Genomic DNA, 16,400 nt, shown 5'->3' with positions numbered 1-16,400 from the left:
CAAGTCCCCTATTTCACACCCAAAGATTTTTTCGCATCTTCCAGCAAATCAAGTTTCACCCAATCTGTCGCTTTCGGGGGATTTTGCATGCGGCCCACACCGAACTTTTGCATAAAATCCGTGGTGATTTGAATATGTTCTGCAGTCAAGTGATACACATAAGGAGAGTTGCCGATAGCATCTTTGAAGTCTTGATTTGTGATCTGACCTTTAAACATTTTTTCGACCACGAATTTTTCAGCGATTTCTGGTTTATCCATGAAAAGCTGAGTCACTTCGACGAAGCATTTTACGAATCTTTCAGCGATAGGTTTTTTCTCATTATACATTTTTTCCGTCATAACCAGCGTACGAATTGGTTTACCCATCTCCGTGTCATAGGGTTTCATCAACTCCGTACCCCAGCCTTTATTGATGGCCTGGGATGATTGCGGTTCACTCTGTGCCATGGCGTCGATTTGTTTCGCGGCCAAGGCTTGATTCAAATCTGCAAAGGCCATGTACACAATCGTCACGTCTTTGCCCGGTTTATCAGACCAGGTTAGATTGTTCTTCGCAAGCTCTGCCAGAAGCAATAGCTCCTGTGCTCCCCCGCGGGCCACACCGACTTTTTTGCCTTTGAAATCTTTGACGGAAGTGATTTTTGAATCTTTACCTGCGACGATTCGGGCGCCACCTTCGGCGAAACCTGCGATCGCGTAAATAGGAACTTTGCTGGCACGACCTGCGATAGCGGCATCAGCTGCACTTGCAGCAACGTCGATTTCTCCCGCGATAATCGCTGGCATGATATCGATGCCTTTGGCGAACACGCGCTCTTGAACTTTTAAATTATACTTACCGCAATATTCAGACATGTAGCTGATCGCTCCGTAGTGCGCGAATTTCAAATTTCCCACGCGCACAACATCGGGTGTGCCTTTGGCTTGAGCATTTGCGAAACTTAAGGGAGCTAATGACAGGGATGCGAGAATCGTACTGAGAATAATCTTGTGAGACATCATGAAGACCTCCAGTTTTTAAACCATCACTTAATGGTCTGACTGATGGCACAAGAATGCAAACATGATTTAGCTGAGAAAAAGCAGCTCTTGCCTGAGAGTGAAATTATCAAGCGGAGACAGCACTAATGTGAGAAAAAAGGCCGAAGAGTGAGACCGCTTCGGCCAGTTAAGTAAGTGCGCAGGCACATAAATTTCTTCGGCCTTGCTTCGTCGTCGCAGTACACTTGTACAGCTTCCTCCTTGCGCCTTGAATAAATTCATGTGCCTGCACACTTTTTGATTTTTACAACCAGCAGCTGTTCACGCCGCGTTCTTTTGCAGTTTGTTTTGCAAGATCATAACCAGCGTCCAAATGTCTAAAGATGCCCATTGCTGGATCCGCAGTTAATACGCGCTCAAGCCTGCGAGCCGCTTTTTCAGTGCCGTCTGCCACGATCACTTGTCCTGCGTGTTGGCTGTAACCCATACCCACACCACCACCGTGATGCAAGCTCACCCACGTAGCTCCGCACGCCGTGTTCACCATGGCGTTTAGCAATGCCCAGTCACTGACTGCATCGGAACCGTCCTTCATCGCTTCTGTTTCACGATTTGGTGACGCCACAGAACCGCAATCCAAATGGTCACGACCGATAACGATTGGAGCTTTCACTTTGCCCTCTGCCACAAGTTGATTCAGCATTGCGCCGGCTTTCGCACGCTCGCCGTATTCAAGCCAGCAGATACGCGCCGGAAGACCTTGGAACGCGATACGCTCTTCAGCCATATCCAACCAACGCAAAAGATCTTTTTTGTGAGGGAATAGTTTTCTCATCGCATCGTCAGTCACTTTGATATCAGCCGGATCACCAGAAAGTGCAACCCAACGGAATGGACCAGAGCCTTTACAGAACAAGGGACGGATGAACGCAGGAACGAATCCTGGGTAATCAAATGCATTTTCAACACCCGCTTCTTGAGCACGTGCACGCAAGTTATTGCCGTAATCGAAAGTCACGGCTCCCTTGTCTTTCATCGCAAGCATACCGCGAACATGTTTCGCCATAGAATCGTATGCAGCTTTCAAGTAAGCCGTTTGATCTTTTTCACGGAAAGTTTTCGCAGTCTCAACTGTGTAACCTTCAGGGATATAACCCACCAATGGATCATGCGCAGATGTTTGGTCTGTCAAAAGATCCGGAGTGAAACCTTTGTCGATCAATTGGTGAATGACTGTCGCCATGTTACCAAGAAGGGCCACGGATTTTGCTTCACCAGCTGCTGTGTATTTTTTAATACGAGCAATCGCATCGTCGATGTCTGTTGCCACTTCGTCGATGTATTTTGTTTCAAGACGTTTTTGAATACGAGTTGGATCGATTTCAACCGCAAGCACGCAAGCCCCAGCGAATACACCTGCCAGAGGTTGTGCTCCACCCATACCGCCTAAGCCCGCAGTCAAAATCACGCGGCCTTTCAAATCACCATTGAAGTACTGGCGACCGGCCTCAACGAACGATTCGTAAGTTCCTTGGATGATCCCTTGAGTTCCGATATAGATCCAAGAACCCGCCGTCATCTGGCCGTACATCATCAAACCTTTTTTATCCAACTCATTGAAGACTTCCCAAGTGGCCCATTTGGGAACAAGGTTCGAGTTCGCAAGTAGAACGCGAGGAGCGTCTTCGTGAGTTTTCAAGATACCGATGGGTTTTCCAGATTGAACCAAAAGAGTTTCGTCATTTTCCAGATTTTTAAGCGCTTCCAAGATTTTATCGAAGCATTCCCAGTTACGAGCAGCTTTACCAATACCACCGTACACGACAAGATTTTCTGGATGTTCTGCGATAGAAGGATCCAAATTGTTTTGGATCATGCGGTAAGCGGCCTCTTGCAGCCAGCCTTTACAAACCATCTTATTACCCGTTGGGGCCTTAACGACGCGAGACATGTGCTCTCCTTTGAAATCTGAAGAGCTAGAACCTAACAAAAAATACCCCCGAAAGGTACGCCGTACCTTTCGGGGGTGCGGCGCAGCAAGGAAGGATAAATTGACTGTCCAAACCGGCACGATAGACATACGTCGATGACTCTAGAACGCAAAAGAAAGACCAAAGACCCTTGTCCCGTGTGCTTTTTAAACAAAAGCCGCTGTGTCTGTGCGTTCATTCCGAAACTTACACTGAAAACCCGCCTGTGCCTGGTGGTTCACGCCAAGGAACTAAAACGTACTACCAATACCGGGCGCTTGGCGATTGAAGCACTGGTGAATAGCGAAATGCGCATCCGCGGAGCTGATCAAAATGCTTTGGACTTAAGTGATTTACTGACACCTCAGTATCGCACCGTCATGTTTTATCCTGCAGATGATGCCAGGGAATTGACGGCAGAGTTTGTCGCCGAAGATCCCCGCCCGATTCAATTGATTGTTCCGGATGGAAATTGGCGCCAAGCCAGCAAAGTTCACTATCGCCATCATGAATTAAAAGATGTCCCGCGAGTGATGATCAAAACTCCGAATCAGTCACCAGTCCACATGCGCGCAGAAAACACTCCAGAGGGAATGGCGACCTTGCAAGCCATCGCGGAAGCTATCGGAATTATTGAAGGTGATGCCGCAAAAGAACCTTTGATGAAATTGTATCGAGCAAAACTTGAAGGCACGCTTCAAGGTCGCGGCATAAAGCCTGATCATTTCTGATCAGGCTTTGGATTGGAAACAAGAATTTTACTTTACATCAAAATAAGGAATGGCAACTTGTTCACCATTGATCACCACCGACAAGTAGCCTTTGGCTTTGCTAGTGTCGACCTGCGAAGCAGTTAGAACCCGCGACGCCATCAACAAATCTCCGTTCTCATTACCACCGATTCCGGCTTTTCCATTGTGCAAACTAAAACGCTGAGGAGCTACTATATTGCCACTCGGAGGAGTTGTAGCTGTCATGGTGGCGTCAAAGCGTACGCATTGCCCCGCCATAAAGCGATCCTTACCGTTGGTTTTCATTACCACCATAACTACCGGCGTCCAGTTAGCAATCTTCACGTATACTTTGGCATCTGTGGCGGAGCGGGGCAAAATTCGCACTTCCAGCACGGGCGAGTTTCCTTCCGCTGACCAACTGGCCTCCGCCAACTTATCCGTTTTGTGTTGCATATGAATGATAGCGCGCCCGCCGGTGGTTTTTCCATTCACCGGATTCATGAGTGCCTGAGTATCACTACCGTTGCCGTACTGTGTTTGACCAAATAGTTCAATTTCCCAACTATCTCCCATGTTAGGCGTAAAGAAATTCCCTAACTCAAACCAAGTCGCCTGACCGGTATCGTTGCTCAATCTAAAACGTGAAGTAAGGAAGTTGTATTTCAGACTGCCGTCGAAAGCGGCACCAAAGGACTCCACTCTCGAGGAACCCATCTCCCAAGCACTCAACCAGCGGCTAGGGTCAGTGCCCTGCATCGTATTGTCAATACTGCTTCCAGATTGCAAATTAATCTGACGCGAATTCAAGCGCGACCAACGCGCGTTCAACGGATTCTCACAGTCTTCAATACTGAATGCATCAAGAATCCATTGTCCGTTGGAGATATCTCCTGGATTAGTACAGTGCTCGATCCATCCATTATAAATAAGCGACTGAGTACAGCGTGGTAAGTTTAAAACCTTTCCGCTTTTACAATTTTGCAAATTGAAATTGGAAAGTTCAATCGCAGTGCTGTGATCCCAATTTCCGGCTGCTCGCCCTGACCAACGGGCTCTGATCACATCATTTTGACAGGCACTTGCGTAAAATTGGTCAATTTTGCAATCTAGTGTATCCATAAGACTTATAGAAGCGCCCCCAACTTTATCAAAGCGCAAACAAGACCCTCGGAAAAACTGCCCGCCAGTACAAATATTATCAAAGAAGCCTTGGTAATTTGGTTTTGTATCAGCCTGTCCCTTGAAGACCAGATTTGAAAGCTCTACCCTGCGCGCATTTACTTTAATCAAAGAACTCGTAGCTCCATCCGAGAGCAACGTTGTCCCCGCGAAATAACCGAAATTTACGTTCGCTCCCGCCATACGGAAGAATGGTATTTCTGCTGCTCCAAAATTAAAACCAGACATAAAAAACGTGCCCGCAGGAAACTGAATGCCAAGTGTCGGATAGTTAGCTTTTGACCAATCAAACATCGCTCTGACCGCTGATAATGCATCAGTTTTACCGTCGGCCTTTGCACCAAAATCAAACACCGTCAGATTGTTGGGATCATTGATCACGCGACGCCAATAAAAACCACTGCCAGCAAAGACAGTCCCGCCATCATCTGTTCCACTTGACAAGTAACCGACAAAGTCGCCACCACCAACATTAAGCCCAGAATGGTAGCTTCTTACTATCATCTTTGCGCCATTAGCTGAAGGGCGTGTCGTACGCAGCTCTGCTACAGACCCGAGTTCTCCCTGAGCCAAACTTGCTGGCAAAACAGCTGCTTCGGCAGTTCTGGAAATAGTAGCGAGTGACAGAGCAGTGACCAAAGAGCTACCCACGGATTGCAAGACTTGTCTTCTTTGCATGAATCATCCTTATGTTAATTGAAGCTGCAGAGATCAGCCCCAGATTTTCTGTTCAAGATGTTATTAGGATCCGGCTGTGGCCTCCAAAGCGTCAATAGCGGGTCGTCGTAATCTCCTGGAGCAAACGAGAGCAGAAACTCAATTATTTTGTAAAACTAAATGACGGCGATTTAAACAGCTCCTCACGACCGAATCCAAATTTTTCCGCCGCTAATTTCAGAGGACACTATTTCATTTTCCAGGTCTGGCATGATTCAATTTCGTACGTGGATTATCGCCGCAGGACTGCCTATAAACGCGACAAAGCCCGTCTTTTTAGGGACAGGCTTTGGATAGAAACAAGTGCATGTATAGAATTAGCATTCCCCGAGCGATCGGAAATCTAAATTTAGTAAATCTCGTCGTCGGAGCCTTCGAAGAAACCATTTGGTTGCAAACCGAAGCCTGGAACGTTGTCGTCCACTCGGCAGCTTACACGGCAGCTGGCATTGCAGCTAACCCATGCGCTGTTGCCTGGGGAAATATATCCCGGTGAGCAATGAGCGGAACAAGATGGAATACCCATCGTTACTCCACCTTTGATCGTGCAAGTTGAACTCGCATTGTTTTTCGCAGTAGTTTCTGCGCGCGATTGAAGGTTGCGCGGGCAGAAAGAATCTCCACCTTTGCAAGAACCAGAAGCACTACCAGTTCCCGTCACCCAAATCGTTTTTTTCGCAAACGCTGGAACCACCAAGAAACTTGTAAGAATCAACACCGTCAATGCTTTCATATCAACTCCTCTAGATGCCGCCAATCTAGCACCATCTTTGTGAGGGAATCAAAAGAAGCTATCGATTTTCTGCAAAAGCACAGCAAAACCCTGATCAGGTTCTGCAGCGCTTCTTATTTGGGGATTTAAATTATTAATCCAGTGGCGGTGGATTGGAGATCATCTCCTGCATGGATGAACCATATCGGCCGTTAGGCACGATCATAGTTGCCTTTCTCCATTCGGGAGTCGCTAGAATAAATCGACCCTGCCCCACGCCTGGCGCATAAGACCAGGATGTATTCACGGCCTGAGCATTGGGCCAATAATCAGCCCCCACGTTCACCAAGTAGCGTGCAGAAGCGCGATCATCTGTGCCTGTCGCCTTATCCAAAACCAAACGCGTATCCATGGTAACAAAGACCGCACGCACGTCTTGAGGCTGGATCGTGTTTTGCGATCCATAGCCGTGTGCAAATTGCGGATACTTCGGTTTAAACGAAACTCCGCCAGTTGTTTCAGCTCGCGTTCCGCCCGACGAAGCAAAATCAAATGGATATTTCCACGTGTCGGTATCGGGAGCTGCATCCGTCACCAAAAGGCTCCATTTGCGAGTCGCTTCCGAAAGAATATAGATCTTCATATTGCGGTATTGCACACGAGTGTTGGTCGCAGTATTGCCTTCGGCTTCATAAACCTGCATCCAGGAATTGAGCAGTGTACACCATGCGGGCTTCGTGTAAGGAAACCAACTTGGAATATCTGCAGCCGCAGGCGACTGCATGATAATTTCCGGTTTCTTTTGCCATTCGTAACGAATATCAGGAATTTTGGCTTCGTGAGAGGTCGCCATCTGACTATTCACTATATCCGTAATAGTTTGCGCTGGCGCCGTCGGTGATGGAGTGACAGTCGGAGATGGCGATGGACTTACCGTAGGTGACGGCGTAACTGTTGGAGACGGAGACGGTGTTACGGTCGGAGATGGAGATGGCGTTACTGTAGGTTTAGGTGTCACTGAAGGAGAAGGAGAAGGAGAAGGAGAAGGAGAAGGAGATGGAGATGGAGATGGAGATGGCGAAGGTGTCGGCGTTGGTTTTACCTCTTGTCCAGACTCTTCTGAAGTGGATGCATAGTCTGCTTGCCAGGAATTTCCTGAAGGTGCGCAACCCGTAGATAAAAGGAGCAGAGTTGTTAATCCAACCCCGATTTTTGATTGTGCCTTCATCTTTTATCCCCCGAATATCTATTGTAACTGATATCGGTATCTCTGCAGGCAAAATAGATCTGTTCCCCAGAGACTAAATGATGATTCAATGCCCAGATTACCGAGATACTTTGGAGCTGTATCAGACGGAGACACGGAAGGAATCTTGAGAGAGGGAAAATAAAAAAAGCCTGTCAAATTCATCGACAGGCTTTTCCTAATTCATCGAGCTTGGCGCGGTCAGATTACCACTCCAGTTCACCCACTGTTTTTTCGACAACGTTCATCAACTCCCCAGAGATCATCATTGCTTTGATGGCTTCGACGTCTTTGTGGAAGATACGGTCTTCTTTGGCGAACGGAACTGTTTTTCTGATGTGATCATGCACAGCTTTAACCGCTGCGGATGGTTTCAATGGCGCAATCAAATCAATCGCTTGCGCACCGGAAAGCAATTCCATTGCTACCACATGTTCTGCGTTTCTTAGGATTTGTGCAAATTTTCTTGCTGCAATGGTTCCCATGGAAACGTGGTCTTCTTTTTCTGCAGAAGTCGGAATGGAATCCACAGACGCCGGATGTGCCAAAACTTTGTTTTCGCTCACCAAAGAAGCTGCTGCCACTTGTACGATCATGTGACCTGAGTTCAAACCACCGTTTGGTGTCAAGAATGGAGGAAGGTCGCTCATTTGTGTCGAAATCAATTTAGAAATTCGGCACTCAGAAATGCTGGCTTGAGAAGAAATCACGATACCCGCGAAATCCATCGCGTGTGCCACTGGCATCCCGTGAAAGTTACCGCAAGAAAGAACTTTGTTCGCATCAGCGAATACCAACGGATTGTCAGTGGAAGAGTTCGCTTCGATTTCCAAAACTTTAACAGCGTGACGGATACCATCTTTCGCAGCACCGTGAACCGCAGGCATGCAACGAAGAGAGTAAGCATCCTGAACGCGGTGATCTTGGTGTTCATGCAAATGGCTGTCGCCGATTTCGCTCGACTCACCCATAAGTTTGATAAGATTGCGACCTGTTTTACCTTCGCCGGCGTGAGGACGGCTGGCTTGAATCAACGGATCGAAAGGTTTTCTGGAACCTCTCATACCTTCAAGAGTCATGGCTCCGGCAAGATCTGCGATCCACAACAAGCGACGGGCTTCCCACAAAGAAAGCAAACCGATGGACGTCATCACCTGACAACCATTGATCATCGAAAGACCTTCTTTGGCTTTCAATTCAAGAGCTGTGATTTTTTTCTTTTCCAAAAGTTCTTTAACGTGAACTGGTTTGCCGTCAGCTCCCCAAGCCTCACCTTCACCGATGATCGTCAGTGCCAAGTGAGAAAGTGGTGCTAAGTCACCTGATGCACCCACAGAACCTTGAGAAGGCACAACCGGGATGATGTCGTTATTCAAAAATTCCAAAATTTTATCGACCACCGTCGGACGAATACCGCTGTGACCTTTAGCCAAAGCATTCGCACGCAAGATCATCATCGCGCGTGTTTCAGTTTTTGTGAAAGGGGCACCGATCCCCATGGAGTGAGAACGGATCAAGTTTCTTTGCAGTTGTTCGATTTCAGAATCAGAAATACGAACCGAAGAAAAGGCACCAAAACCTGTGTTCACGCCATACATCACTTCGCCACCCGAAATGCGGCCTTCAATGTAGTCACGGGACTTTTTCATCGCAGCACGGGCTGAGTCCGCCAACTCCACTTTCATGGAGGGTGTGTGCGCGGCTTTATAGAGGTTTTCAATAGTGATGTTTTCACCGGTAAGTTGCATGGAGGGCCTTTCGGGTTCATTCTTAAAACGAGGCCCGACTTTACCGATAACGCTCCGCCCAATCAAATAAAAAAGCCGGCTATGAACCGGCTTTTTTTCTCTCAAATTGTGAGATCAAAATTAGAAGTTAAGAGGCAAAGAAACTGACAACATATAAGAGCTTGCTTTGTTGTCTGGGCTGTTGTCTGTGCCACTATCAGTTTCAACTTTGTTGATATTTTCGTTGATATATTCAAGGTTCAAAGAAATGAACGGAAGAGCTGTGAAACCGACACCAATTTTGATCGGGTTGCCCGTGTATTTCGCGTTAGAGCCGCCATCCATTTTCAATTCACTCGTTACACCGTAACCAACCCAACCTCTTAACAAAATCGGAAGGTCGATCCCCGCCACTGCGAACAAAGTATTACGCTTCATTGTTTCGTTGGAACCTGAATCCGGTTTGTAGTTACCACTAACACCCAAGTTGTAATCCAAACCAAGCCACAACATCACTGGAGTAGTCCAAGCAAGACGTGCTCCCATGTTTACCAACTCTGTTTTTGCATCTGGATTGTTGTCGGTGAATTTTCCCATCTCAAAGCCCAAATATGGTTCAATCATAACGCCAGCGTGCGCTGTGCCCGATAGTCCCAAGAACAAAGCCAGAACGAGCCACATTTTTTTCATCATCTTCTCCTTTTGTAACAACAAAAATAAAACTACTTGCTCTACAATTCTGGAAGCACCTGAGCTCGAGGTCAAGGAGACCACTATGGCTAGACCCGCCTTTAGAGACGACAAAGAATATTATGAATCACTCCCCGGCAAACGCGTTAGCACCTGTGCCCTGATATTTTATAAAAACCAGCTGCTTTTAGTTCAGCCAAGCTATTCTGCAGGATGGATCTTGCCTGGTGGCACGGTTGAGGCCGAGGAATCCCCAATGGATGGACTAATGCGAGAGGTTCGTGAAAATCTGGGAATTAACATCACCCCGACCCATGTCCTGGCGATCGACTACATCTCGAACAAAGACGTCAAAGGCGAATACCTAAGCTTTCTATTTGGAACGATCGATTTAAGCGAAAAACAGGCACAAAATGTCGTTGTCTCGATGATGGATATTAAGAATTTCAAGTTCGTCGATATCAACGTGGCTTATTCCATGTTAGTCCCGGCGATTTCTCGCCGGGTTGCTAGTGCCCTGAAGGCCGTTTCTGAAAATTACATGATGGTGTATCTGGAGGACGGAAAAATTCCGCCCCGAGATTTACCCCTTTAGGTGCCAGGTCCTATTGTATTACAGAGCTGGTTTTAGAGGTGGCAGCGTTGCCAAACCATTTTTCACTGCATCTTTAGTGATACCAGGCACTTCAGAAATCACTGGCTTCACAAACTCTTTATAGTAGCGACCAGGCACATTTGTTGTCGTATACTTCACGTTATATGAAGACATGAATGTGTTGTTGATCGCATAGTTCATTTCCACACCGGCACCAGCAATGTCTAAGATTGTTTGAAATAGAAACGGGCTTCTTAGCATCTCTTTACCGAAATTCGCGTAAGAGTTTGCAAAAGCTCTGTCATTACGGTTTACATACATTTCCATATCGCCTACTGCAGAGTACATTTTTTCAGCGGCATCATTGGCACTCCACTTAAGACGCATATCACAGCTGCTCATGCCTTCGTCCTTACGGCAAAGCTCCCAAACATCTGCGTTGCGTGTGTATTCTTCCGCTTTTTTATTCACCAAAGCTTTGAATTGGTATTCAGACATACCAGATATCTTATGCATCACTTTTAAAGTCTGCGCTTCATCCAAAGTCGCTGTGAAGTTCACTTTCGCATACTGCAAATCAGTTAACGTCGGCAGATTCACCATCAGGACATTTGCCATACCCGTCTTTTTAACCAGCTCTTTGATCGCAGTGCGAACGTCTTTGTGACTGGAAGATTCATCATCAGCCGTCCAAGTGTATTGACCAAAAAGTGCTTTTTCCACACTGCGCTCTTTCAAGTCTTTCACTTTAACGACAGCTCCGTAGAATGCTTCTGTCATAGACGTATGAGTGTCACCCAGCTTGCTGCGTTTTTCTTTCAAGTAAATGCCGTATTGAATGTCGGAATTCGTCTGATCATAGAAAGCTTGAGTCGAGGAAATATCAAAGATTTTTCCTGCAGACCAAGTTTTGTAAGCCAAAATTGGAATACCAAAGAAAAAGTTGTTCAGCTTACCAACTTGACGTTGGTTGATTTTTTCCCACTTCACAACCGGGCCTTGGGGATTGTTCATCGCATACTTTTGTACGCCAGCTACGTTTCCTTTGATCAGGTCATTATAGGCTTTAGCACCCACAGGATCTTGGACATTGATCATATAAGAAATGCCTTCAGAGACACTTTTGAATTTCGATGTGCTCACCGTCGCTAATGAAACCGACATCTGAGCTTGCAAAGTATCGATCTTCACATCATCGATGCGCACGTAAACATTCTTGCTATCCACCTTTTCAACGTAAGTTTGGAAAGTACCTTGTGCGACGTAAGTTGGACCTGCTCCGACAGAAGCAAAGCCTATCGATGACGAGAAGATAATTCCACCATTGGAAGCATAAGTGACGTTGTCACCCGCTGCCCATGCATTAAAGTCAGACGCCTTCATCGGCAATGACAATGCTGGAAAGTTACGGGCTTCTGATTGCGTTCTTACATTGCGCGTGGAAACCATGTCGCGGCCTTCAAATGGAATCAAACCAATGCTTCCCCAGAAAGATTGAGCCAGGCCCGTGGCGTTTTCAAAATAGAACATCAAATTCACGCCCACACCCGCAGCAACACTTTTATATTTCGTCACTTGAAAGCCCCCGGAATAGTCACCAGAAAGCAAAGTGTCGTTTGCTGCATTGAAATCTTCTTTAACAGCGGAAGTCAGGGCTTTTGCCAAACGTGGATTGTATGCCGTTTTATTGACAACCTGAGTACCCCAATCGAAGTTCAAGAAAAACGCTGGCAACAATTTTGCCTTCAATTTTCTTTTCGGCTTGTTATCACGACGTTCTGGAGCTGGAGCCGCTTCATTTGGCTCTTGCTCATCGTTCTGATTATCCGCTTGCGCTGGCTGTTCTTTTGCTGGTTCCTTTGCAGGCTCTTCAGCTGGCTCCTTTGTCGGCTCCGCGGGTTTCACAGCTGGTTTTTCCTCTGGTTTTGCCGGAGGTTGCTGCGATTTTGGAGTTGCCGTTGGCGCAGGCGTTGCCGATGGTTGTGGCGACGGCTGATGTGTTGGCTGCGGATTTGCTGGAACACTTGGTGTTGGTGTCGGCACCGGTGTTACAGGCGTCGGAGAAGGAGTCGGCGTTGGTGTCGTTGGTTTTGGAGGCGTCGGCGGCTTTGGCGGTTTAGGTGGCTTCGGTGGTTTGTGACCGCATTTGATATGGTGTTTGTGGCCTTTTACACCACCAGCGTGAGCTTCTTCCTGTAAACTCAAAGACATTCCAAGGACCGTTAAAACTGCAAGTGCAAGTTTCGCGTTCGACATGATCTTCTCCCGGCAAATAATGGTTATTTCGTTTATTAACTATGCGAACCATTAATAGGGCTGTTCCAGAGAAGTTCAAAACAGAGTAAGTTTGACAGGGAAACACTACTGGAGTCGTAACCGGGTCATACAGTACAAATGCAGGCTTTAAAGGGGCATTAATTCGCGTTGGGAAAATTTGGGTTTCTTCTGATCAGCTGGGATCATGGCGTGACAAAGCGCGGAACCGCTGCGGTTCTGCGCTGGATTCCGAAAAGCGAACTGTTACCTGAGGGAGGCGATGGCTTGCGCGTAGTCTTTACTGAAGACATAGCTGCCAGCAACAAACACATCCGCTTCATGGCAAAGTTTTGCTGTTTCAGCGTTGATACCGCCGTCGACTTCGATCAGGCAGTTCAAGTTTTGTTTGGAAATTTCTTGGCGCAGGCGAGAGATCTTAGCGATCTGTTCGTGCATGAATGACTGTCCACCGAATCCAGGCTCCACCGTCATCACCAAAACCAAATCACACAGGTTCAATAAAGGAATAACTGTATCAATCGAAGTTCCCGGACGCAGAGTGATCCCCGCCTTTGCACCCAATGCTGTGATTTGACGAAGAACTGATGCTGGATCTTTGGTTGCTTCCACGTGGATCGTCAAATAATCAGCGCCCGCTTTGATAAAATCAGCCACATATTTTTCGGGCTCAGTGATCATCAAGTGAACGTCTAAAGGAATTGGCGAAACTTTTTTAAGCGCTTTCACAACCGGGATACCGATTGTTAGATTCGGAACGAAGTGCCCGTCCATCACATCAACATGGGCCCAGTCAGCTCCGGCAGCGGCGATTGCTTTCACCTCTTTTTCAAGGTTTGCAAAGTCCGCTGACAAAATTGAAGGGGCAACCATTTTAGCCAATGTGATCTCCTGGTTTTAACGAGTGTCCTTTTAAAAAATCAGACACCTTCATACGATTGCGGGATTCAGGCTGAACTTCAAGCATTTTCAAAGCTCCATCACCCGTTGCGACAGTGAACGAATCCGCGTCAACCGCGATCACTGTCCCTGCCGCCGCACTCCCCGTATAAGGCAAAGGACGCACAACATGCAGTTTCAATTTTTTACCATCCAGCAAAGTATAAGTCCCCGGCCCGTAAACAAAGCCACGAACTTTTCCGTCGATGGACTTCGCTGACTTACTCCAATCAACCAAAGACTCGGCCTTGTCGATCTTAGGAGCAATCGTCACCAAAGATTCATCTTGAGGAACCGGCGCGAGATTCCCGCGCACATAATCCATCAACTCGACTCGCAATAAATCCGCACCCAAATCAGCCAGCACATCGTGCAACTGCAAAGCATGCATCTCGGGGGTGATCTTTACGCGACGGATACCAATGATATCGCCCGCGTCTAATTTCTTAACCATTTTCTGCAAAGCCACGCCGGATTCTTCATCACCCGCTTCAATCGCACGTTGAATTGGAGCAGCTCCTCGCCAACGTGGCAAAATCGAACCATGCACATTCACGCAGCCAAAGCGGAATGAATCCATAAAGTCTTGAGTCAGGATTTGACCAAAAGCCACGACAACGCCGACTTCCGCTCCCCAAGAGCGAATTTCTGCGACGGCTTCAGGATCTTTTTTAAGGGATTCAGGGGTTAGAACTTTAAGACCGTGTTCTGTCGCCAAAACTTTCACCGGGCTTGGAGTAAGTTGCATTTTGCGACCCGCAGGACGATCCGGCTGAGTCACGACTCCGACAACTTCAAAATGTTCATCTGCAAGCAAGGCCTTCAATGATGTGACAGCAAATTCTGGTGTCCCCAGGAAGCAGATGCGGACCTTACTCACGCTCTTCGCCTTCAACTTGTTTTGAACGAGCTCTTTCCAATTCTTCTTTAGTTGGATAGCCGTGCTTTTGAATTTGTTTTTTGATCTTGTTGGATTTTACAAAGCTCAAGTGATCGATGAACAATGTGCCTTCAAGGTGATCCAATTCATGTTGCATGCAGATCGCCAGCAAACCGTCAGTTTTTACAATGAACTCTTTGCCGTTCACGTCGAAAGCTTTCATTTCGATGTAATCGTAACGTTCAACGGTTTCATAATAACCTGGAACAGACAGGCAACCTTCGTCAAAGGTCGTTTTACCTTCGCCTTTGACGATAGTTGGGTTGATCAACACCAAAGGTTGCTCAACTTGTTTTTCCAAATCAGTCATTTCTTGATCTTTATAACGGCGGCCCTTTTCGTCTTTAGGGCGAGTGTCGATGACGATCATGCGGCGAAGCTCGCCCACTTGTGGGGCAGCCAGTCCGATACCGTGAGCATCGTACATAGTTTCGATCATGTCCTCTTGAAGCTTTTTAAGCTCAGGTGTGCCGAACTCAGATAGCGATACAGGGTCTGCGACCTCGCGCAATCTTGGGTCAGGGAAAGTGAGGATTTTCATGATCATAGGGCCTCCAACGAGGCCCCCATTATATCAGCGTTTCAGCCTTTTGAGAAGGACCAAGGCCAATCCGGTCATTAAGATATTCGGGGCCCAAGCGGCTGCCACCGGAGGTATTGACCCGTGCTGCCCCAGAGTGATTCCTGACGAATACATCACATAATAGGCGAAAACCAGCCCCAGACAGATACCCAGATTGATCATAGTCCCGCCCGAACGGCCTCTCCCCACACTAAATGGCAGTCCTAAAAGACTCATGACAAGCCCCGCAAAGGCGAAACTGAATTTAGACTGATAACCCACCTCGTAGGCAATAGTATCCAAACCGGCATCTTTATTCTTCATGATGAAGTGCTTAAGCTCGCCTTGGGACATCATTTCCGCAGTTTGACCCGCACTTTGCAGATCCTTGGAATCTTCGGCCATCACGATACTTTTTGTTTTAAAATCCGTGGTCAAAGGGAAGCTGGAATCCTTGGTAAACAAGGTCACCGTTCCGGTATTTAAGAGCCACTGACTGCCTTTAATTTCAACATCGTGAGCGGTGATCATTTGAATCAAATCCCACGCATCGCTAAAGAAATACATCGTCAAACCTTGAGCGCGATCACCCTTGGCACTCAACGTTTTGATATTGAAAATCGCGTCTTTCGTGCGGTACCAAATCTTATTGGTTTTCACCGTCGAAAAGCGATGCGGCTCTTTTTTAAGTTCATAGTATAAGATGTAGTTCTTTTGAGTGTTCGCACGAGGAACCAGGCGATCGGTCATAAAATAACCGCCCAAAGATATCAGGGTCACCCAGAACAAAACCGGAGTCGCGATACGCAGAAGACTCATCCCTGATGAAAATAACGCAACGAGTTCATTATTCTTGTTTAAGTTCGTCAGAGTCAGGATTGTGCCCAATAAACAAGCGACCGGAAGAAGTTTCGAAATAATGTCAGGAAATGAGTAAAGATAGTAAGTGAAAATCGTCGTAGTGCTGACACCTTTGTATTCAGAAATCGTCGACATCGCATCGACAGCAGTGAACAACGTCAGGAAAATCAAAAGGCCACCCATGAAGTAGCCGAAGAAAAGCCAAGATGTGTATCGATCAATTCTGTTCATTCTTAGAGTTTCCTTGACTCAGGTCCAAAATCCTATTTAA

14 protein-coding genes are annotated in these 16,400 nt (G+C 47.0%); 2 read left to right on the top strand and 12 right to left on the bottom strand.

The window, feature by feature from the left end:
- Positions 1–8: 8 nt before the first annotated feature.
- Positions 9–1,001: an ABC transporter substrate-binding protein gene (locus tag HW988_RS05605; RefSeq protein ID WP_181606583.1), complete on the bottom strand. Its 993-nt coding sequence runs from the start codon at positions 999–1,001 to the stop codon at positions 9–11.
- Positions 1,002–1,287: 286 nt separating this feature from the next.
- Complete coding sequence (gene hutU / locus HW988_RS05600) at positions 1,288–2,934, bottom strand: urocanate hydratase (RefSeq protein ID WP_181606582.1); 1,647 nt, start codon at positions 2,932–2,934, stop codon at positions 1,288–1,290.
- Positions 2,935–3,069: 135 nt separating this feature from the next.
- Here hutU and HW988_RS05595 point away from each other — a divergent pair, with 135 nt between their 5' ends.
- The gene (locus HW988_RS05595; protein ID WP_181606581.1) at positions 3,070–3,684 is read left to right on the top strand and encodes a tRNA-uridine aminocarboxypropyltransferase; all 615 of its coding nucleotides are present in this window, start codon (positions 3,070–3,072) and stop codon (positions 3,682–3,684) included.
- 27 nt (positions 3,685–3,711) lie between these two features.
- Here the strand turns inward: HW988_RS05595 and HW988_RS05590 are convergent, their stop codons facing one another.
- From HW988_RS05590 to HW988_RS05570, 5 genes are all read right to left on the bottom strand, one after another.
- A complete protein-coding gene (locus HW988_RS05590; RefSeq protein ID WP_181606580.1) occupies positions 3,712–5,544 on the bottom strand; it encodes an amylovoran biosynthesis protein AmsF in 1,833 nt (610 codons plus the stop codon).
- Positions 5,545–5,932: 388 nt separating this feature from the next.
- A complete protein-coding gene (locus HW988_RS05585; RefSeq protein ID WP_181606579.1) occupies positions 5,933–6,316 on the bottom strand; it encodes a hypothetical protein in 384 nt (127 codons plus the stop codon).
- A 133-nt stretch (positions 6,317–6,449) separates the two neighbouring features.
- Positions 6,450–7,523, bottom strand: coding sequence for a hypothetical protein (locus HW988_RS05580; RefSeq protein WP_181606578.1), 1,074 nt, complete (start codon positions 7,521–7,523; stop codon positions 6,450–6,452).
- Between the two features lie 224 nt (positions 7,524–7,747).
- Complete coding sequence (hutH, locus tag HW988_RS05575; protein ID WP_181606577.1) at positions 7,748–9,289, bottom strand: histidine ammonia-lyase; 1,542 nt, start codon at positions 9,287–9,289, stop codon at positions 7,748–7,750.
- Between the two features lie 120 nt (positions 9,290–9,409).
- Positions 9,410–9,958, bottom strand: coding sequence for an outer membrane beta-barrel protein (locus HW988_RS05570; RefSeq protein WP_181606576.1), 549 nt, complete (start codon positions 9,956–9,958; stop codon positions 9,410–9,412).
- A gap of 85 nt (positions 9,959–10,043) precedes the next feature.
- Here HW988_RS05570 and HW988_RS05565 point away from each other — a divergent pair, with 85 nt between their 5' ends.
- Positions 10,044–10,553, top strand: a complete 510-nt coding sequence (locus HW988_RS05565; protein ID WP_181606575.1) for an NUDIX domain-containing protein — start codon at positions 10,044–10,046, stop codon at positions 10,551–10,553.
- 18 nt (positions 10,554–10,571) lie between these two features.
- Here HW988_RS05565 and HW988_RS05560 read toward each other — a convergent pair whose 3' ends face one another.
- The 5 genes from HW988_RS05560 to lptG all read right to left on the bottom strand — a co-directional run bounded on the left by HW988_RS05560 (position 10,572) and on the right by lptG (position 16,360).
- Positions 10,572–12,809 carry a hypothetical protein gene (locus tag HW988_RS05560; RefSeq protein ID WP_181606574.1) on the bottom strand — a complete coding sequence of 746 codons (2,238 nt, stop codon included), beginning with the start codon at positions 12,807–12,809 and terminating at the stop codon, positions 10,572–10,574.
- Between the two features lie 264 nt (positions 12,810–13,073).
- On the bottom strand, positions 13,074–13,700 hold the full coding sequence (gene rpe / locus HW988_RS05555) for a ribulose-phosphate 3-epimerase (RefSeq protein ID WP_181607612.1): 627 nt from the start codon (positions 13,698–13,700) through the stop codon (positions 13,074–13,076).
- A gap of 1 nt (position 13,701) precedes the next feature.
- Positions 13,702–14,646 carry a methionyl-tRNA formyltransferase gene (gene fmt, locus HW988_RS05550; protein WP_181606573.1) on the bottom strand — a complete coding sequence of 315 codons (945 nt, stop codon included), beginning with the start codon at positions 14,644–14,646 and terminating at the stop codon, positions 13,702–13,704.
- Complete coding sequence (gene def, locus HW988_RS05545) at positions 14,639–15,253, bottom strand: peptide deformylase (protein WP_181606572.1); 615 nt, start codon at positions 15,251–15,253, stop codon at positions 14,639–14,641. Before def ends, fmt begins: the two co-directional genes overlap by 8 nt.
- Positions 15,254–15,280: 27 nt before the next feature.
- Positions 15,281–16,360: an LPS export ABC transporter permease LptG gene (gene lptG, locus HW988_RS05540; protein WP_181606571.1), complete on the bottom strand. Its 1,080-nt coding sequence runs from the start codon at positions 16,358–16,360 to the stop codon at positions 15,281–15,283.
- Between the last annotated feature and the right edge of the window lie 40 nt (positions 16,361–16,400).

Origin of the sequence: Bdellovibrio sp. KM01 (genome assembly GCF_013752535.1) — a bacterium.
GTDB lineage: Bacteria > Bdellovibrionota > Bdellovibrionia > Bdellovibrionales > Bdellovibrionaceae > Bdellovibrio.
The sequence above is the reverse complement of the archived record's forward strand: the minus strand, read 5'-3'. Positions and strand labels throughout refer to the sequence as shown.